A 20,357-nucleotide genomic window follows, 5' to 3' on the forward strand; every position below is an offset into this window, starting at 1 on the left:
ACATGCGTATCGTAATCGACCTTCAGTCGTGCCAGGACGGCACCGCCCATGACGCCGCCGCCGTGCTGGCGCAAGCGCAGCAGCTGGCCGCCGATGCGCGCGCCCACACCGTGCTGGTCGCGCTCAGCGCCGCCTATCCCGACAGTATCGATACGCTGCGCCACGCCTTTGCCGGTTTGCTCCCGCCGACGCAAGTGCTCACCTGGGCCATGCCGGCAGAGGACGGCCCGTGGCAACAGCATGCGGCGCAGGCGTTGCGTACCGCCTTCCTGGCGTCGCTCGACGCCGATGCGATCTACCTGCCCGGGCTGTTCGACCATCCGCCCGTGGGCGCCGCCGTGCAGGTGCTGCCGGCGCCGGTTCCCGGTGTAGCGTGCATCGTCGGCGTCGGCGACGCCGCTGCCCTGCTGGCCGCGGACACGTCGCCCAAACACGCCGCGCGCCGCCTGCTGCTGCAGCACACGACACTGGTGCTGGCGCGGCGCGAAGCGGAAGTGCGCCATCTTGGCCCGCTGCTGCCGCATGCCCGCGTCGCCGTCCAGCCGGCCGATGCCGCAGGATTCTGGGACATGGCCGAAGCCATCGCGGCCGAGCAGCCGGCCGTCACGCCAACGCAGCGCCCGCGCCTGGCGTTCGTGTCGCCGCTGCCGCCGGAAAAATCGGGCATCGCCGACTACAGTTTCGAGGTAATAGGCGAACTGGCCGCGCACTACGACATCGAACTGGTCGTCACGCCTGGCGCCGCGCCGCTCGCGCCCGACAGCGCGCTGGCCCGCTTCCCCGTGCGCAGCGCGGACTGGTTCCTGCAGAACGGCGCCGGCTACGACCGCGTGCTGTACCACTTCGGCAATTCGAACTACCACAAGCACATGTTCGCGCTGCTGGAGCGCCATCCTGGTACTGTCGTGCTGCACGATTTCTACCTGTCCGGGGTGCTGGACAACATGGAGCGCGATGGCGACGTGCCGGAAGCGTTCCTGCGCGCGCTGTATGCGTCGCACGGCCACCCTGCCCTGCACCACCACGCGGAGCACGGCCGCAATCCCGCCATCTGGGCCTATCCGTGCAATCTGCCTGTGCTGCGCCAGGCGGCCGGCGTCATCGTGCACAGCGATTTCTCGCGACGGCTGGCCGAGCGCTGGTATGGCCCGGGCAGCGCCGAAGGCTGGCGTACGTTGCCGCTGCTGCGTGGCGGCGCCCCAAGCGATCCGGCGGCGTTCCGCGCCGGGGCGCGCCGGGCGCTGGGCATCGCCGACGGCGACTACATCGTCACGTCGTTCGGCATGCTGGGCGCGACCAAACTGAACGACCGCCTGCTGGACGCCTTCCTGGCGTCGCCGCTGGGGCAGGATCCACGCTGCCGTCTGGTCTTCGTGGGCGAGAACGAAAGCGGTCCTTATGGCCGCGAACTGGCGCGCCGCATCGGCACACTGGGCGAGAAGGTGCGCATCACCGGTTTTGTGAGCGGCACCGATTACGCCCGCTGGCTGGCCGCCAGCGACACGGCCGTGCAGCTGCGCGCGCAGACGCGCGGCGAGACGTCGGCCTCGGTGCTGGACTGCCTGCTGCACGGCGTGGCGACCGTCATCAATGCGCACGGCGCCTCGGCCGACCTGCCGGACGACGTGCTGGTGAAACTGGAAGACGGATTCGAAACGGCCGACCTGGCCGCAGCGCTGGCGGCCCTGCACGCGGACGCGCAGGCCCGCCTGGCGCTGGGCGAAAAAGCACGCGCCTACGTCGCGCGCGAACACAGCCCGGCGCAAGTGGGCCGCCTGTATCACGAGGCGATCGAACACTTCGCCACGCACAGCGCGCCCGCGCACTACCGCCGCATGGTCGGCACGCTGACGGCACCGGACACGCCGCGTCCGCCGGGCGAGGCGGCGCTGATCGATCTGGCCGGCCTGATCGCCCTCAACGCGCCGCCGGGCAACCGCGGCGCCGCGCCGCGCCAGCTGTTCGTCGACATCTCGGCGCTGGTGCAAACGGATCACAAGACGGGCATCCAGCGGGTCGTGCGCAGCGTGCTGCTGGCACTGCTGAAGGATCCGCCGCCCGGCCTGCGCGTGGAACCCGTGTACAGCGAAGGCAACATGCATTGCTACCGCTACGCGCGCAACTTCACGTTCCGCATGCTGGGCGGCCAGGCGCCGCAGCTGGAGGATGCGCCCGTCGAACTGACGGCTGGCGACATCTTCCTGGGCCTGGACCTGGCCTCGAACATCACCACGCAGAATGAAGCGCAACTGCTGCGCATGCGGCGCCACGGCGTGCAGGTGTGGTTCGTCATCTACGACCTGCTGCCGCTGCTGCTGCCGCACGCGTTCCCGTACGGGACCGGCAAATACTACGGCGACTACGTCAACACGATCACGCTGGTGGCGGACGGCATTGTCGCCATCTCGCAGTCGGTGGCGCAGGAGCTGCACGAGCTGCTGGCCAGCCGGCCGAACCGCCGCGCCACGCCATTAAAACTGGGTTACTTCCACCTGGGCGCGGACATCGATGCCAGTGCCCCGTCGACCGGCCTGCCGGACGACTCGGACCAGGTCTTCGCCGCCGTGCAGGCCGCGCCGACCTTGCTGATGGTCGGCACGCTGGAGCCGCGCAAGGGGCAAGCCCAGGCGCTGGCCGCCTGCGAGCTGCTGTGGGAGCGCAATGTCGCCGTCAACCTCGTCATCGTCGGCAAGAACGGCTGGCTGATGGATGCGCTGGCCAAGCGCCTGGAAACCCATCCGCAGCGAGGCCGCCGGTTGTTCTGGCTGCCGGGCGTGTCGGACGAGATGCTGACGCGCCTGTACGCCACGTCGTCCGCGCTGCTGGCCGCCTCCGAAGGCGAAGGCTTCGGCCTGCCGCTGATCGAAGCGGCACAAAAGGGATTGGCGGTGATCGCGCGCGATATCCCCGTCTTCCGCGAAGTGGCGGGCGACCATGCCTACTACTTCGAAGGCAAGGAGCCGGCGCAACTGGCCGGCGCCATCGATAGCTGGCTGGCGCTGCATCACGCAGGCCAGGCACCCGGATCGGAACGAATGCCATGGCTGACGTGGCAGCAAAGCGCGCAGCAATTGATGGAAGCCGTCGTGCACGGCCGTATCCACGCGCGCGTGGAAGGCGGCGACATCGCGCCGCAACTGCTGGTGGACGTCTCGGCCATCGCCCGCGACGACCTGCGCACGGGCATCCAGCGCGTCGTGCGCGCCCAGTTGTGGGAGCTGCTGCGGCTGCCCACCACGCGGTTCCAGGTCCACCCGGTCTACCTGACCGATGACGGCGGGCGCTGGCACTACCGCTACGCGCGCCGCTACGAGCATACCCTGCTGGGCACCGACAACCATGGCGTTGTCGACGACGACGTCAAGGTGGGGCACGGCGACGTGTTCTACGCACCGGACTTCTTCCCCGGCGCCGTCACCGAGGCGGCCAACACGGGGCTGTATGCGCGCTGGCGCGCCGCTGGCGTTTCCGTCAACTTCCTGATCCACGACCTGCTGCCGGTGCTGCGGCCGGATTACTTCCCACCGCGCACGGATACCGTGTTCCGGCACTGGCTGATGGCCATCGTCGCCAACGCGGACCGGCTGATCTGCATCAGCGCCGCGGTGGCCGACGAGACGCGCGCGTGGCTCGGCGAACACCTGCCGGACCGGCCGCTGCCCGAACTGGCGGTCGTGCACCACGGAGCCGACATCGACGCGTCGCGCCCCAGCATGGGTCTGCCGGACGACGCGCCGGCCGTGCTGGCCGACATCGCCGCCGTGCCGTCGTTCCTGATGGTGGGCACGATCGAGCCGCGCAAGGGCCATATGCAGGCGCTGGACGCGTTCGAGCAGCTGTGGGCGCGGGGCGTGGACGTGCGGCTGACGATCGTCGGCGGCGAAGGCTGGAAAGGCCTGCCGGACAACCAGCGCCGCACGATCCCCGCGATTATCGCCCGCCTGGCGCACCACCCCGAGCTGGGCCGCCGCCTGCACTGGCTGCGCGGCATCAGCGATGAATACCTGGAAGCGGTGTACCAGGCCAGCGCCTGCCTGCTGGTACCCAGCGAAGGCGAAGGCTTCGGCCTGCCGCTGATCGAGGCGGCACGCCACGGCCTGCCCGTGATCGCGCGCGACCTGCCAGTGTTCCGCGAAGTGGCGGCCGAGCATGCGCATTATTTCAGCGGTGCCGATGGCGCCGACCTCGCCGGCTCGATCGAAAGCTGGCTGGCACTGCACCGCAGCGGCACTGCCGCCACGTCGCAAGGCATGTCCTGGCAGACGTGGGCCAGCAATGCGCGGCAACTGGGCGAGCTGCTGTTCGGCCCGGGCGCCATCACGGAGATCCACCCGACATGACCGACATTGACCTGACCGCGTCGCAGGCGCGGGTACGCAGCGCCGAACCGCCCCTCGTTGTCGACCTGGACGGCACGCTGATCCACAGCGACATGCTGTGGGAGTCGCTGATGCTGTTCCTGCGCCTGCACTTCCTGCAGGCGTGGCGGCTGCCGCTGTGGCTCCTGCGCGGCAAGGCCGGCTTCAAGCATGCGCTGGCCGAGTGGGTGCAGCCCGATCCCGCCGCCCTGCCCTATGACCGCGACCTGCTCGAGCACATCGCCGCACAACGCGACGCCGGCCGTCACATCGTGCTGGCCACGGGCAGCCAGCGCCAGCTGGCCGAGAAGATCGCCGCGCACCTGGGCGTGTTCGACGAGGCGTTCGGCACCGACAGCGACGTCAACCTGACGTCGTCGAACAAGGCCGCCATGCTGGTGAGCCGTTACGGCCAGGGCGGTTTCGACTACATCGGCAATGCGACCGTCGACATCCCGGTGTGGCAGGCCGCGCGCTTCGCGTATTCGGTCGGCAACAAGCCGTTCCGCCTGGCCGATGGCCGCGCCACCGAGCGCGCCGGCGGCACCCGCTACCACCCGCTGCCGGCGCTGTTCAAGGCCATGCGGCCGCGCCAGTGGCTGAAAAACCTGCTGGTGTTCGTGCCGATGCTGGCCGGCCATGCGCTCGATGCGGAACATGCGCTGCAGTCGCTGCTGGCGTTTGTCGCGTTCTCGCTGTGCGCCTCGAGCGCCTACCTCCTCAACGACGCACTGGATGCGCCGGACGACCGGCTGCATCCGACCAAATGCAAGCGCCCGATTGCCGCCGGCACCCTGCCGCTGGCGCTGGCGGTCGTCGCCAGCCCGCTGCTGGCCATCGTCGCCCTGTCGCTCAGCTTCGCCTTCAGCCCCCTGCTGGGCGCGGCGCTGATCCTCTATTTCGTCAGCACGCTGGCCTATTCGTTCCAGCTGAAGCGCATCATGATGATCGACATCGTCGCGCTGTCGCTGCTGTACACGATGCGGGTGCTGGGTGGCGCCGCGGCGACGGCCATCACGCCGTCGTTCTGGCTGCTGGGCTTTTCGTTCTTCCTGTTCCTCAGCCTTGCGCTGCTGAAGCGTTTCAGCGAGCTGTACAACCTGCACCAGCGCGGCAAGGACAAGACCAGCGGGCGCGGCTACACGGTATCCGACCGGATGCCGGTGGCCGTCATGGGCATCAACAGCGGCTTCCTGTCGGTGCTTGTGTTCATCCTGTATTTCAACTCCGACCAGGTGCTGGAGCAGTACGACACGCCGCAGTTCCTGATGGGCGTGGTGCCGCTGCTCGTGTTCTGGCTGGGCCGCCTGTGGATGCTGGCGTTCCGCGGCCAGGTCAACGAAGACCCGGTGCTGTACGTCAGCAAGGACAAGGTCAGCCTGCTGACGATCGCCCTGTGCGTGATCCTGGTCGTCGCCGCCACTTTCTGAGAAAGCCCATGAGCTCCACTCCCGTCGGTTACCTGTGGTGCGGCGCTGCCGCCCTGGCCAGCGCGCTGTCCACGCTGATGATCAAGTTCTCCTCCCATGCGGGGCCGGACTGGACCCTGCCGCGCCTGGCCTGGCTTGCCGCCGCCATCGCCAGCTATGCGCTGGGTTTCGCCTGCTATACGCTGGCCCTGCAGAAGCTGCAGATCAGCCTGGCCTATCCCGTCATGACGGCCGTCACCATGGTCCTCGTCACCGTCCTGGGCTGCGCCGTGCTGCAGGAGCCGCTGGCACCGGCCAAGCTGCTGGGCATCACCCTCATCATCGTCGGCGCCTTCGTGCTGGCGCGTTAATCCCATTGTCATCATGAGCCAAACCGAACAACTCGTCGCCGTCGTCATCCCCAGCTTCCGGGTCACCCGCCACATTCTCGGCGTGATCGCGTCGATCGGCCCGCAGGTGGCGCGCATCTACGTGGTGGACGACAAGTGTCCGGACGGCTCCGGGGACTTCGTGGCCGGCCATTGCAACGACCCGCGTGTCGTCATCGTGCGCCATGAGGTCAACCAGGGCGTCGGCAGCGCCGTCATGAGCGGCTACCGCGCGGCCATCGAGGAGGGCATGAGCGTCATCGTCAAGATCGACGGCGACGGCCAGATGGACCCTGGGCTGATCGACAACTTCGTCACGCCGATCCTGCGCGGCGAGGCCGACTACACCAAGGGTAACCGCTTCTTCTATCTGGAAAATATCGGCCGCATGCCGCCGCTGCGCCTGTTCGGCAATGCCGTGCTGTCGCTGATGACGAAGCTGTCTTCCGGCTACTGGGACCTGTTCGACCCGACCAACGGCTACACGGCCATCCACGCGGAAGTGGCGCGCCACCTGCCGTTCGACAAGATCAGCAAGCGCTACTTCTTCGAGACGGACATGCTGTTCCGCCTGAACACGATCTCGGCGGCCGTCATCGACATTCCGATGGATGCCACGTATGGCGACGAGGTCAGCAATCTGAAGATTTCCAAGATCGTCACCGAGTTCATGCTCAAGCACCTGCGCAACTTCGGCAAGCGCATCTTCTATAACTACTACCTGCGCAATATGTCGGTTGCGTCGCTGGAATTGCCCCTGGGCCTGCTGTTGCTGATCGGCGGCAGCGTCTTCGGCGCGGCGCGCTGGATCGCCTCGGCACAGGCCGGCATCCCGACCGGCGCCGGCACCGTCATGGTGGCCGCGCTCCCCGTGATGCTGGGCCTGCAGCTGATCCTGGCGTTCGTGGCATACGATATTGCCGCGGTACCGCGGCGGGCGCTGCACGTGGCGCTGCGCCGGCGCAAGCCGTGACGGCCCTGCGCGGCCTCGTCAGCCGCCGCTTTGCCGTTTATCTCGTGGGGGGCGTGCTGAGCGCGCTGGCCGACGTGGGCACGATGCAGGCATTATTGATGGGAAACGTGCCGGCCGTGCCGGCCGCCAGCGCCGGCTTCGCCGCTGGCCTGCTGGTCAACTACAGCTTCCATGCCCGCGTGACGTTCCGCGACCTTGCCGGCGGCGGCACCGGCACAGTGCTGCGCTACCTGTGCCTGGTGCTGGTCAACTATCTGATCACCGTGGCGATGGTGGCGGCCTCCCAGCGCTGGCTGGGGATGGCGATGCCGGGCAAGCTGCTGTCGATGCCGGTCGTGGCCGTCAACGGCTTCCTGCTCGGCAAGCACTGGATCTTCCGTCAGCGGCTGCCGAACTCCACCGACTGAAGGGCCATGCCCAGCGTGCGCTGGTCCGGTCCCTGGCCGATCGACACGGGCGCCGTCGGCTTCGGCACGTCGATCGTCACTTCCGTCGTATTGCCATCCGTTTCCAGATCGAAGACCCGGAACTGCTCGCGGATGCCGAGGCGGAAGGAGTCCTGATGAGTGCCCACGCGCAGGATAAAATCTTCCTCTTGATTAGGGCCGAACGCCGTGCCCTTGATGATCAGGCGCAGCGAGCGCGGCAGCGGGTTGGCGAAACGCAGGCGTACCTGCGGCGCCACCGACCACGCGCCCCACGGTTCGGGCGACGCCAGCCCGTCCACCGCCGTCAGCACGCCGCTGCCCAGCGGGTTGTCCATGCCGATCCGGGTCAGCGTGCCCTGCGTGGGCTGCAACCGGATCAGCGCGTAGTCGGAGGTGCGGATTTCCGGCACGATCGTGGCAGGCAGCGGATGCGGTCCGACCACCAGCAGCCAGCGCCGGTTCGGTGGCAGTTCGTTCTTGCGCAGCGGCGCGCCGGGCGTCAGTTCGATGAAGTCGGCGCCTGCCGTATCGATATGGAACAGCGCGCGCAACAGGCCGCCACCGTCGCCCGCCACCGTCACCCCGGCCACTTCATCCTTGCTGAGGTAATCGCGCACCATGATGCCGGCCTTGTCGTACTCGCTGGCCGTCTGCTGGCGCGTCATGACCTTGCTGGCGATGAACTGGCCGGAAAGCAGCGCAAGCGGCAGCAGCACCCAGCCAAACGCGCGCAACCCGAGCTGCGGGCGCCACGCCCAGCAAGCCACCAGCACCAGCTGGATGCACGCCAGGATCACCAGGCGGCCTTTCGTGTCGGCCAGGATCTCCAGCTCGGGACTGTCGATGAAGCTGGTAGGGAACGTCGGTACCAGCGGTACCGCCACGGCCGCCACCAGCGCGGCGGCCAGCACCAGGGCGATGGCGATGCGCCGGCGAGGCGCATCGCGCAACGGCGCAAACGCCAGCAGGATCACGAGCGGCAGGATGAAGTTGTAGTAGCGCATGTGCAGCCGGTGGCCCTCGCCCGGTGCCGCATCGGCGATGGAGGCGGTATACAGCACCGTCACGCCGACGGCTGCACCCAGCATCAGCCCGGCGAAGACCTGCGCGCGGGCCAGATCGGGATTGCGCTCCTGGGCCGGCGCCGTCAGGTGCGCGAAATACGTGGCCAGCGGCAGCGCCAGCACCACCGTCAACGTCAGCAGATGGCCATACAGGCTCGTCAGGGCCGGGCCGATCAGTTTCAGCAGACGGCCGCCCCTTCCGTATTGGTGGCGTGGTTACCGTAGAAACTGCCCAGCAGGCCCATGCCCGCGGGCCCCGCCAGCACGTAGCCGATTGCCGTCTTCACCAGCAACGTCGTGACGATCGCCGCGCCGGCCATCGTCACGAAGCGGCGCAGCCAGCCGTCGCGCTCGCCGGTGAAGCACAGGTAGAACATGAATGCCACCAGCGCGGGCAGCAGGAACAGGCCGTGCACCTTGACCGTGCACATGGCGCCCAGCAGCGCGCCTGTCAGCAGGCCGTAGCGCAGTGGCGGCAGGCGGTGACATGCCAGCACCGCATGGGCCAGCACGCAAAAGGCCGTGAAGTACATGGACTCCGGCATGAAGTAGCCCGTGTACGTGTTGACGGGCATGAGCAGCACGGCAACCGTCAGCGCCTGCGCGACGCCGCGGCTGTACAGCGCCCTGGCGATTCCATACAGGAACGGCGCGCTGGCCATGTACAGCGCGACGTTCAGGACGCGCGCACAGCCCAGGAAGCCCGGTCCGCAATGGCTGGTCTGGCCGAACAGTGCAAGATACAGCCAGGATGGCAGGACGGATTCGGCCAGCGGGTACAGGCGGGCCGATTTGCTGTAGAGCCATTCGTCGGCAAACACCATCGGGTACGCACCCGTGCCGCGCAGCACGAGGTACAGCGACAATACCGCCAGGGCAATGACAAAGCCATGCCGGCGCAGCGGCGTGGAAAACAAACGGATTGAAGTGGTGGTCATTTGGAAGATGAGTGGGAAGCCTGGGCAGCGGCGAACGCGGCGCCGACACGCAGGTCGCCTTCGTAGCTGAGGTGATTATTGTCGCGGTACATCAGCGTGCCGCCCACGTCGACCCGGCAGCGCTTCGCGTCGCACAGTGCCTCGGCCGGGCGGAACTGCTGCACGGCCGGGAACTCGGCCAGGATGGCGGCCAGCAGGCGCTCGTGCTCGGCCGTGTTGCGTTCGAACTCGGCGCGGGAGATCGAGCAGTCGTGCCGCGTGGTGCTGCTGGCAATGCCGGGACGCCGGATGCACGAGCGCGGCTCGAAGCCCAGCGCCGGCACGTCGTGCAGGAAGATGACTTTCTTGCCGGCCTGCGTGTAGCGGCGCAGCGTTTCGCGCAGCGCGGCCATGTGCACGGTATTGCCGTCGCTCAGCTTGGCAGCGGTGGAGATGAGGACGGTATGAATCGTCGGGATTTCCAGGGCCAGCTCCAGCATGCGTTGCGTGACCGCCTGGTATTCGTCGCCGCTGGCCGGATCGAGACCCCAGTACGGGATGCGCGTGCCGAACATGACCATGTTCTCGCCCTGCTTTTTATACCACGCCCCCAGCCCGGCGGAGACGTGATACGCATGGCTGTCGCCGATCAGCGCGACGGTCGGATTGCGCTCGGGCCACGTCTGCAGGCAATATTTGTAAAGCGTGTCGAAGCCATAGCGCTGCTTGCAGGCAGCGGCGTTGGCCACGTCCTCTACCAGGATCAGCGCCTTCTGCATGCGCTCGCTTTCGGCGATGGCGCGGCGCTGCGGCAGGCCATCCTTGACGTACAGCAGCGCGCCGCCGGCGGCCACGGCCACCATCGCCGCCGACAACATTGCGACGCGCGCGCGGGGCGTGCGCCAGCCCCGCAGCGGCCGCTCCAGCAGGCGCCACGTGGCCCATGCCAGCAGCACGGCGATGGCCAGCGCGGCACCGCGCAGCGTGGCCGACGGCGTGCCCGACTCGACGATCTGCGCAAACGACAACAGCGGCCAATGCCACAGATACAGCGGGTAACTGATGAGACCGATACCGACCAGCGCCTTGCTGCCCAGCACCCGGTTGACCAGCCCGTACGGGCCTGCGGCGATCAGCAGCACGGCGCCAGCCACGGGCAGCAGCGCCCACCAGCCGGGAAACGCGCGGCCCTTGCTGACCAGTCCGTACGACAGCGCAATCATCAGCAGCCCCAGCAGCGAAATCAGATCGAGCTGGCGCTTCGATGCGCGGTCGCCAAGCGCCGCCACGGCGCCGGCGCAAGCCAGCACCGCGCCGGCCAGCAGTTCCCAGGCACGCGCGGCGGGAAGATAGAACGTCGCACTGGGGAAGGCGCGGATACCGCCCACATTCAGCGCGAACGACAGCGCGGCCAATATGCCGGCGCATAGGAGGATCTTGCGCCGCGGCGCGGCCCAGAGAATCAGCAGCGGCCAGGCGACATAAAACTGCTCTTCGATCCCGAGCGACCACAGATGCAGCAGCGGCTTAGTTTCAGCGGCCGTGTCGAAATAACCGACCTCGCGCCAGAGGAAAATATTCGACAGAAAAGCGGAACCGCCGAACACGTGCTTGCCCAGCATTTTCAGCTCGTCCGGAAACAGTGCGAACCAGCCAAACGCCACGCAGCAGACCATTACCAGAATCAGAGCGGGGAAAATACGCTGGATGCGTCGCCCATAAAACGCGGCGATCGAGAAATGGCCCTGTGCCGCCTCGCCCGCGATGATGCGGGTGATCAGGAATCCGGAAATGACAAAGAAAATGTCGACACCGGTAAAGCCACCGGGCAGTGCCCCCGGAAACGCGTGGAAGATCAGTACGCCCAACACTGCCAGTGCGCGCAGGCCGTCGATATCGGGGCGGTAGGCCAGTTTATCGTGCGTGAATGCCGGTCGTTCCAGCGTAATCTGACTATCCCGTTTCATCGCACCCGCACGGTATCACCGCCTGAAAAATGGGCGATTTTACACTATCGTCAGATCGATTGTCTAAAATTCGCATCGGATTTGCGACGGCGTGCGCGTGCAATATACTGAGCGGATTATTCAAGAATGGAGCTGGTCTTGACTGCTTTAATTGAAACCGGAACGGCCGGACTACGGCGTTTCGCACTGGGGCTGGCGCTGGCCCTGCTGGCATTCGTGGCGGCCGTACCGCCGGATCACAACGGCGACTTCGTCGAATACACGCTGGTGGCGCATGCCATTGCCACGCATGGCACGCCCGATATCCGGCTGTCCGATATCGCCGCCGTCAAAGCTGCCATTCCCGAGCGCGCCAACGTATACCAGTTTCTGGAAAACGATATGCGCGCCGGCAAAGAGGACGTGTATGCGGCGTTCGTGCGCGGACGCGGCGGAGATGTCTATGCCGTGCACTTCTTTGCCTACCCTGCCCTGGCCGCCATTCCCTACAAGCTGCTGGGACTGGTCGGTCTGCCCCCCTTCAAATGCTTCCTCGTGGTCAATGCCGCGGCCGTGTTCGTGCTGGGGCTGGCGCTGTACCGCCTGTTCGGCTCCGTCAACCGGGCCGCGGCCGGGCTCGCGCTGTTCATGCTGTGCGGCGGCATCCTGTATGCGCGCTGGTCCAGTCCTGAATGCCTGAGCGCGGCAACCCTGCTGGCCGCCCTGGCTTACTACGGCACGGGCGCCCCTATCCGCGGTGGCCTGCTGGGCGGCCTGGCAACCTTGCAGAACCCGACCATCCTGTTCTTCTTCGGCTTTGCGCCGCTGCTGCGCCTGTGTATCGACTACCAGCCGGCCCTGGGTATTGTCGCCAACGTGCGCCGGCAGATTACCGTCCGCGCCGTCGCCGGCCTGGCCCTGGGCCTGGCGCTGTTCGCACTGCCGCCGCTGTTCAACCTGTACCAGTACGGCGTGCCGAACATCATCGTGAAGAAATTTTCGGACTCCAGCTTCGTCAGCCTGACACGGCTCGTGTCGTTCTTCTTCGACCTGAACCAGGGCATGCTGTTCGGCGTGCCGGCCGTCGTGGCCGGTCTGCTGTGGGTTGCCCGGGGCAGGCGGACGCGCGCGTTCGCGATGGCGGGGCTGGCCGTGCTGTTCACGCTGGCGCTGGCTGTGCCGGCGATGGCCGTGCTGAACTGGAATTCCGGCGCCGTGGGCATGATGCGCTATGCGTTCTGGGCTTCCATGCCGCTGCTGTTCGTGCTGCTGTGGCGTGCCGCGCAACTGCCGCGCTGGCCAAGGGCCGCGCTGCTGGCCGTCGTGCTCGTCCAGGGCGTCTGCACGGCGCAAGCGCTCACTTACTCGTACGTGCAGTTCAGTCCGCTGGCACGGATCGCCCTGCGTCTGGCACCCGGCCTTTATCATCCGGAACCGGAGATCTTCGCCGAACGCACCGGCGAGAACGACGACTACATCAACCCCGCCAACGTCTACCACTGGCCGCGCGAAGGGCAGCCGGTGAAGTGGCTGTACAACACGGCCCAGCCCGGGATCGAACAGAAGCTGTGCGGCGCCGGCCGTATGCTGTCCGCGCAGAACCGTTTCACGGACACCTACCGCGGCTGGCGCTACGTCGACGGCACGCTGCATTGCCAGCAGGAAGACGCGAACGTCATCCGCCTGACGCTGCCCCAGTTCCAGTACAGCCAGGGCGTGCGGCTGATGCAAGGCTGGAGCGGCCCCGAGGCCGGCGGCGGCGTCTGGGACGGTGTCTGGAGCGACGGCCCCGTATCGACGATGTCGATCACAGTACCGGCCGTCAAGGCGAGCGGCACCCTGACGCTGCTGGGCCATTACTTTGAAGGCAACCGCCGCACCCATGTCAACGTCGATGGCCGCGACCTGGGCTGGATCGAGCTCGACAAACGCAACGACATTCGTCTCGAACAGATCCGCGGGGGCCGGATCGTCGTGACGCTGCGGCACGAAACGTCTACCCAACCCAACCCGCAGGACACGCGCAAGCTGGCGTTCTTCCTGCAAGGGATCGAGGTCCGCTGATGGACGCCCGCTTCCCCTTCTTCGCGGTGCCGTCCGCGCCACGCCGCATCGCGCTGCCTGCGTTCCTGGCGATGCTCGCGGTACTGATGCTGGCTCTACTGCCCTTGCGCACGAACCAGCCGATCAGCGGCGACGGCCTCGAATACGCCCTGATGACGATGGCGCTGTCCAAACGGGGCAGCGCCACGATCACGCCGGCCGACATCGCTACCGCACGGCAGGTGATGCCGCACCAGTTCGCCGGGGCGCTGGACCCGCTGGACGCAGCGATCAGGGAGCACAAGCCGCTGCCGGCCGGCTTCTACGCGGGCCGCACCGGCGCCCAGGCGATCCACTTCTTCGGCTACTCGGCGCTGGCCGTGCCGCCTTACAAGATGCTGCAGGCGGCCGGCCTCTCGCCGCTGCGCTGCTTCCTGGTGCTGAACCTGGCGTTCCTGCTGCTGCTGGGCTGGAGCGCGTACGAAAGCCTGGGCGGTGCGGTGACTGCGCTGAGCGGCACGGTGTTGTTCCTGCTGTGCGGAGGGATCCTGTACTGGGACTGGAGCGGACCGGACTTCATTACCGCGGCCGCGCTGCTGGCGGCACTGCTGTGGTTCGCGTCCGGCCGGCTGCTGGCCGCCGGGCTGATGCTGGGGATCGCCGCGATGCAGAATCCCGGCCTGGCCTTGCTGATTCCCGGGATCCCCGTGCTGCTGTGGTGCCTGCGCGACGGCGGTGTGAACTGGCGCAAGACGGGCCCCCCGCTGCTGGGAGCGCTCGTGCTGGCGGCCGCGCTGGCGGTCCTGGCGCCGCTGTACAACCTGTATCAGTTTGGCGTGCCCAGCATCATCGCCAAGCTGTCGACGGCATCCGACCTCGCCAGTACGGCGCGGCTGTTCTCGCTGTACTTCGACATCAACCAGGGCATGATCGTGGCGCTGCCGGTATTGGGGCCGGTCCTGATCGGGGCCGCGTTCACCGGCAGCGCCGAGCCGCGCAGCCGCTATCGCGTCCTCCTGCTGGTGTGTATTGTCGGCAGCATCGTCCCTGTGCTGCCGGCCCTGGTCGTACACAACTGGAATGCCGGCGGCAACGGTGTAATGCGCTACGCCTTCTGGGCCGCCATGCCGCTGCTGTTCGCGTTCCTGTGGCGCCTTGGGCGCTACGGTGTGCCGCGCTGGCCGCTGCTGGCGACCGTTGGCGCGCTGCAGGCAGGCGCGATGGCCGCGGCCACGCGCACGAGCTATACCGACTTTACACCGCAGGCGCGCGCCGTGCTCGCCGCGGCACCGCAACTCTACAATCCGGAACCGGAGATTTTCCATGAACGTGTGACTCATCAGGAGAGCTACCCGGGCCCCGAGAAGGTGTTCCGCTACGCCCCGAACGGCACCACGATCAAGACGATGTACCACGACCACCATCCGGATATCGATGCCGAGCTGTGCCCGTCCGGCCAGCGCCTGGCCGATGGCATGTCGCGCACCAGCGCCGACCACGGCTGGCGCTACCTCAACGGCCCGATCCGATGTCAGCCCGACGCCGGCACACTGCGCCTGGGGCTGCCACAGTTCCAGGCCGGCCAGGGTATCCACCTGACGCAGGGATGGGGCACGCCGGAAGCGGGCGGCGGCACGTGGGACGGCGTCTGGAGCACCGGGAAGACGTCAACGCTGGCGATCGATGCGCCGGCAGCGCGCAAGGATGCCCAGCTGACGATCCTGGGTCACTACACGGAGGGCAACCGGCGCACGCGGGTGACCGTGAACGGCCGCGACCTGGGCTGGATGGCGCTCGACACGCCGCAACGGATATCGCTTACGGGGGCCGCCGATGGACGGATCGCGGTGACGCTGCAACATGAAGCGCCCGCCCAGCCCAATCCGGACGACAGGCGCACGCTGGCGTTCTTCCTGCAGCGCATCGAGGTGCGCTGAGCGCAGGGCCGGAAGACGGCCCCGCCCATGAAAAAAGCGGACCAAAGTCCGCTTTTTTCATGCAGAGGTCACCCTCATTCCTTCGGCAACCCACCCAGCAACGCCGCGATCTTCTGCTTCGGCTTGGCTTGCGGGGCCGGCACGTCGGCCGCGGCCAGCGTCGACGGCGCGCGCGACGGCTCGTACGGCTTCAGGAACCACGGATCGACCTTGTCGCGCCGCGGCAGTGGACGGCCGCCGCGATCGCCGCGATCCGGCCGGTCGCCGTTCGGACGGGCGCTGCCGCTGCGCTCGCTGCTGCCGCGTTCGCTGCTTCGTTCACCTTCCGCGCCACGCCTTGGCGGACGGCGCTCGCCGGAGCGCTCCTCGCTGCCGCGGGCGGAAGGAGTGAAGCCCTGCAGCTCGCCGCGCTTGATGGTCTGCTTGATCAGTTTTTCGATATCGGCCAGCAGGCGCTCGTCCTTGTCCGTATAGATCGAGATCGCGTCGCCGGAGGCGCCGGCACGGCCCGTGCGGCCGATGCGGTGGACGTAGTCTTCGGCGTTGTACGGCAGGTCGTAGTTGATGACGCACGGGAGGTCCGAGATGTCCAGCCCGCGCGCCGCCACGTCGGTGGCGACCAGCACGTCGATTTCGCCGCGCTTGAACGATTCCAGCGCCGCCATGCGTTCCTGCTGCGTCTTGTCGCCGTGGATGGCGGAGGCTTTCATGCCTTCCTGTTCCAGGCCACGCGCCAGGCGCGAGGCGCCGATTTTCGTGTTCGAGAACACGATGACCTGTTTCAGCTCGCGCGAGCGCAGGATATGGGCCACGGCCTCGCGCTTGTTCTCGTCGCTGACCTTGTAGACGACCTGCGTGACCTTGTCGGCCGTCGCATTGCTGCGCGCCACTTCGATCGTCACCGGGTTGTTCAGGAAGCTGTTGGCCAGCCGCTTGATCTCGGCCGAGAACGTGGCCGAGAACATCAGGTTCTGGCGCTGCTTCGGCAGCAGGTTGATGATGCGCTGCAGGTCGGGCAGGAAGCCCATGTCCAGCATGCGGTCGGCTTCGTCCATGACAAACATCTGCACCTGGCTCAGGGACACCGTTTTCTGTTCGATATGGTCCAGCAGGCGGCCCGGCGTGGCGATAATGATCTCGACGCCGTTGCGCAGAATCGCCGTTTGCGGCTTCATGTCGACGCCGCCGTAGACGACCGTCGACCGCAGCGGCGTGTGGCGCGAATAGGCGGCCACGTTTTCCGCCACCTGGACGGCCAGCTCGCGCGTCGGCGTCAGGATCAGCGCGCGCACGGGGTGGCGGGCCGGGCTCATGCTCGGACTGGCGTGGGCCAGCAGCAGCTGGATGATGGGCAGCGAGAAGCCGGCCGTCTTGCCGGTACCGGTCTGGGCGGCGCCCATGACGTCGCGGCCCTGCAACACGACGGGAATGGCCTGCGCCTGGATCGGCGTCGGATGCTCGTAGCCCTGGTCCGTCAGCGCGCGCAGGATGTCGGGCGACAGGCCAAAGTCGGAGAAACGCACCTGGGCGGGTGCCGCAGGCTGGACGCCAGAGGCGGAAGGGGTTTCGAAATCAGACATATTCTGTGCGGCGACCGAAAGATCGCCATGCTTTCTACATAATGAAACACGACTTGGGACACGACTTTGCGGCAGGCATTGCCGCCACGGCCGTCGATGTGCACACATGCAACAACCTCAGGCCAACCCCGGATAATACCCGTTTCAGGCCACCGACGCACAGTCCGTGTCGTTCAACAGGAATTTTATTGCATAAAAGGAATGTATAATCGTCGGATGCACCGTCCACCGTTCCCTGCTTTTCTGCCTGTCCGGCTGTTTGCGCTTCTGCTCGGCATCCTTATTGTCGTGCTGACGGCCACGGCGGCGCTGTCGCAGCCGGCCGCGCCGCCGACATTGCGCTTCAAGAAGCTGGGACCGCTGGGCAATGACGAGCCGTCGATGCTGTCGCTGCTGCAGGACCGGCAGGGCTTCATGTGGATCGGCACGCACGTCAACGGCCTGTACCGCTACAACGGCTACCAGGCGGTGCGCTATGCGAGCCGCAGCAACGATGCCGGCAGCCTGCCGCACGACCGCGTCTCGGCCCTTTTCGAGGACCGGCAGGGCCGCATCTGGGCCGGCACGCAGAACGGCCTGGCCCGCTTCAATCCGGAGACCAACAACTTCACCACCTTCGTCGCCGCCACGGGGCCGAAAAACCGCGGCATCATCAAGGCCATCGTGTCCGACGGCAAGGACGGCATGTGGATCGCCAGCTGGGGCGGCCTGCAGCACTTCGATCCGGCGACGGGCAAGTTCGAGGTCTACGCGCACGATCCGGCCCAGCCCGGCAGCCTTGCCACCAACGACATCAATGCGGTGGCGCTTGACGCCAAAGGGGGCGTGTGGGCAGCCACCTGGCCGGGTGGGCTGGATTACCTGCCGCCCGGCGGGAAGAGTTTTGTCCATTACAAGCTGGACGAGTCGGAGCGCCCCGACCCGCGCCGCAATATCGTGCGGGCGCTGCAGTTCGACCGTGCCGGCGCCCTGTGGATCGGCACGGAAAGCGGCGCACTGCGCTGGGACGCCGGCACGCCGTGGTCCGCCCGCCGGGTGCTGGCGACGCCGAACAGCCGCGTCAACAGTTTTTATATCGACCGGCAGAACACCTTGTGGGCGACGACGCTGTCGGCCGGCCTGCTCCGGTGGGACGCGCGCGCGGAACGCTTCAGCCAGTTCTCGCACAACCAGAGCGACCCGTTCTCGCTGCCCGGCGACAACCTGCGTGCCCTCGCCCAGGACCGCGGCGGCATGCTGTGGGTGGCGTCCTTCACCGACGGGATCAGCCTCGTCAACCTGAACAGCGCCGGCTTCACGCGCTACGTGCCGCACAGCGCCGACCTGACGGGCACGCCAGGCACAAATGCCGTGCTCAGCATCGCACCTGCGCCGGACGGCAAGCTCTGGCTCGGTGGCAATGCCGGCATCAGCCTGTTCGATCCGTCCGACAACAGCGTCGTGCGCCGCTATGTGTCCGACCCGGGGCAGCCGGGCAGCCTGAGCCAGAACATCGTCTACTGCCTGTACCAGGATCCGGACGGACCGCTGTGGGCCGGCACGTCCAACGGCCTGAACCGGCTGGACCGCCCCGACGGCAAGTTCACGACCGTCCACTTCGGCGACACGGCCAGCGACTACATCAATGCCATCCACCCGGGCCGCGATGGCGTGCTGTGGCTGGCTACCGGCAACAGCCTGATCCGCTACCTGCCCGCCAGGGGCACGTGGAAAATCTACCGCAACGATCCGGCCGACCCGGATACCCGCAGCGTCAACGGCACGTCGTCCGTGCTGGAAGACCGTGCCGGCCGCGTGTGGATGGGCTCGGAATGGAACGGTGGCGGCCTCGACATGCTGGACCCGGCCACGGGCAGGTTCCGCCACTTCGTCCAGCAGCCGGGCGCGGACAGCCTGGCCGACGACAACGTCACCAGCCTGCACGAGGATGCGCTGGGCCGCATCTGGGTCGGCACCGCCAAGGGCCTGCAGCAGGTCGTCGAGCACGGCGAGCGGATCGGCTTCCGCTCTTACCTGGATGCGACGCAAGGGGCCAAGGTCCTGTCGATCCGTAACGACCTGGACGACAAACTGTGGGTCAGCACGATCGCGGGCCTGTACCGGATCGACCCCGCCACGGGCAAGTCGCTGCAGTACACGGCGGCGGACGGCATGACGGACGGCTTCACGATCAATTCGTCGGCCGCGGGAACCGACGGCCTGCTGTACTTCGGCGGCGTGCACGGCATGACGGCAATCGCACCGCGCGACGTGCGCAGCCCGTCCGTGGCGCCGCAGGTGGCGATCACGGACATCAAGGTCTACAACCATTCGCTCGCCGCGCCGATACCCCATCCCGGCGTGACGCTTGATGGCGCCGTGACTTCACCGCGCGCGCTGACCCTGGCGCCGCCGGCGGCGGGCTTCTCGATCGAATTCGCCGCGCTGCACTACACGGAGCCGGGCCTGAACCGCTATGCCTACCGGCTCGAAGGCTTCGACGACGGCTGGGTCGAAACGGATGCCACCCGCCGCGCCGCGACGTACACCAACCTGGATCCGGGCCGCTATGTCTTCCGCGTCAAGGCGTCCAATCACCGCGGCGTATGGAATGAGGAACCGACGACGCTGGTCGTCACCATCACCCCGCCGTTCTGGGAGACGTGGTGGTTCCGCGCGACCGCCGGCCTGCTGGCCTGCGCGCTGCTGTGGGCCCTGTACTACTGGCGCGTGCGCCGTTTGACGCAGCTGCAGCTGGCGCTGGAGCGCGTGGTGGCGCAGCGCACGGCCGAGCTGGAACAGTCGAACCTGAAGCTGGCCGCGCTGTCGATGACGGACGGCCTGACGGGCATCACCAACCGGCGCGGGTTCGACACCCAGCTGGAAACGGAGTGGCGCCGCGCCGCCCGCACGGGCCAGCCCGTGGCACTGCTGATGCTGGACGTGGATTACTTCAAGAAGTACAACGACCGTTACGGCCACGTGGCCGGCGATGCCTGCCTGCGCACCGTGGCCACACTGCTGACGCGCCACGCACGCCGTACAACGGACCTGGCGGCCCGCTATGGCGGCGAGGAATTCGTGCTGCTGTCGGGGGCGACGGAGCGCGAGCACGCTCTGGAGACGGCGCAGGCCATCTGCACGGAACTGGCGGACCTCGCCGTCGAGCACGACGAGTCGCCGTTCGGCCACGTCACCATCAGCATCGGCGTGGCCGTGCTGGTGCCGCAGGAAGGCAGCGATGCGGACGACCTGGTACGCCGCGCCGACCGGGCCCTGTACCGCGCCAAGATCCGTGGCCGCAACCAGGCCATGCTCGCCCAGGATGAGTAAC

At 67.4% G+C, this 20,357-nt stretch carries 12 protein-coding genes; 8 read left to right on the top strand and 4 right to left on the bottom strand.

Annotated features, from left to right (window positions below):
* Positions 1-2: 2 nt before the first annotated feature.
* From E1742_RS11230 to E1742_RS11250, 5 genes are read left to right on the top strand one after another with little or no spacing between them, the layout of a single operon-like run.
* Positions 3-4,340 carry a glycosyltransferase gene (locus E1742_RS11230; RefSeq protein ID WP_134384953.1) on the top strand — a complete coding sequence of 1,446 codons (4,338 nt, stop codon included), beginning with the start codon at positions 3-5 and terminating at the stop codon, positions 4,338-4,340.
* Complete coding sequence (locus tag E1742_RS11235) at positions 4,337-5,788, top strand: UbiA family prenyltransferase (RefSeq protein ID WP_134384954.1); 1,452 nt, start codon at positions 4,337-4,339, stop codon at positions 5,786-5,788. The genes E1742_RS11230 and E1742_RS11235 overlap by 4 nt, the downstream gene beginning before the upstream one ends.
* A gap of 8 nt (positions 5,789-5,796) precedes the next feature.
* Positions 5,797-6,138 (top strand): DMT family transporter, encoded by a 342-nt coding sequence (locus E1742_RS11240; protein WP_134384955.1) that lies wholly within the window; start codon positions 5,797-5,799, stop codon positions 6,136-6,138.
* A gap of 13 nt (positions 6,139-6,151) precedes the next feature.
* Positions 6,152-7,129, top strand: coding sequence for a glycosyltransferase family 2 protein (locus E1742_RS11245; protein WP_134384956.1), 978 nt, complete (start codon positions 6,152-6,154; stop codon positions 7,127-7,129).
* Positions 7,126-7,536, top strand: a complete 411-nt coding sequence (locus E1742_RS11250; protein WP_229466721.1) for a GtrA family protein — start codon at positions 7,126-7,128, stop codon at positions 7,534-7,536. Before E1742_RS11245 ends, E1742_RS11250 begins: the two co-directional genes overlap by 4 nt.
* Here the strand turns inward: E1742_RS11250 and E1742_RS11255 are convergent.
* The 3 genes from E1742_RS11255 to E1742_RS11265 are packed head-to-tail and all read right to left on the bottom strand — an operon-like array spanning position 7,509 to position 11,505.
* Entirely contained in the window at positions 7,509-8,747 is a 1,239-nt protein-coding gene (locus E1742_RS11255) for a DUF7024 domain-containing protein (protein WP_371860230.1), read from the bottom strand. The genes E1742_RS11250 and E1742_RS11255 overlap by 28 nt on opposite strands.
* A 53-nt stretch (positions 8,748-8,800) precedes the next feature.
* Positions 8,801-9,559 carry a glycosyltransferase family 39 protein gene (locus tag E1742_RS11260; RefSeq protein WP_134384958.1) on the bottom strand — a complete coding sequence of 253 codons (759 nt, stop codon included), beginning with the start codon at positions 9,557-9,559 and terminating at the stop codon, positions 8,801-8,803.
* Complete coding sequence (locus tag E1742_RS11265) at positions 9,556-11,505, bottom strand: acyltransferase family protein (RefSeq protein ID WP_229466723.1); 1,950 nt, start codon at positions 11,503-11,505, stop codon at positions 9,556-9,558. Before E1742_RS11265 ends, E1742_RS11260 begins: the two co-directional genes overlap by 4 nt.
* 138 nt (positions 11,506-11,643) lie before the next feature.
* Here E1742_RS11265 and E1742_RS11270 point away from each other — a divergent pair, with 138 nt between their 5' ends.
* Positions 11,644-13,548, top strand: a complete 1,905-nt coding sequence (locus E1742_RS11270) for a hypothetical protein (RefSeq protein ID WP_134384959.1) — start codon at positions 11,644-11,646, stop codon at positions 13,546-13,548.
* Positions 13,548-15,464: a hypothetical protein gene (locus E1742_RS11275; protein ID WP_134384960.1), complete on the top strand. Its 1,917-nt coding sequence runs from the start codon at positions 13,548-13,550 to the stop codon at positions 15,462-15,464. The genes E1742_RS11270 and E1742_RS11275 overlap by 1 nt, the downstream gene beginning before the upstream one ends.
* A gap of 74 nt (positions 15,465-15,538) precedes the next feature.
* Here E1742_RS11275 and E1742_RS11280 read toward each other — a convergent pair whose 3' ends face one another.
* Positions 15,539-17,044, bottom strand: coding sequence for a DEAD/DEAH box helicase (locus E1742_RS11280; protein ID WP_134384961.1), 1,506 nt, complete (start codon positions 17,042-17,044; stop codon positions 15,539-15,541).
* 216 nt (positions 17,045-17,260) lie between these two features.
* Between E1742_RS11280 and E1742_RS11285 the strand changes: the two genes are divergently transcribed.
* A complete protein-coding gene (locus tag E1742_RS11285; protein ID WP_134384962.1) occupies positions 17,261-20,356 on the top strand; it encodes a ligand-binding sensor domain-containing diguanylate cyclase in 3,096 nt (1,031 codons plus the stop codon).
* Position 20,357: the final 1 nt, after the last annotated feature.

This window comes from Pseudoduganella plicata, assembly GCF_004421005.1.
Classification (GTDB): Bacteria; Pseudomonadota; Gammaproteobacteria; order Burkholderiales; family Burkholderiaceae_D; genus Rugamonas; species Rugamonas plicata.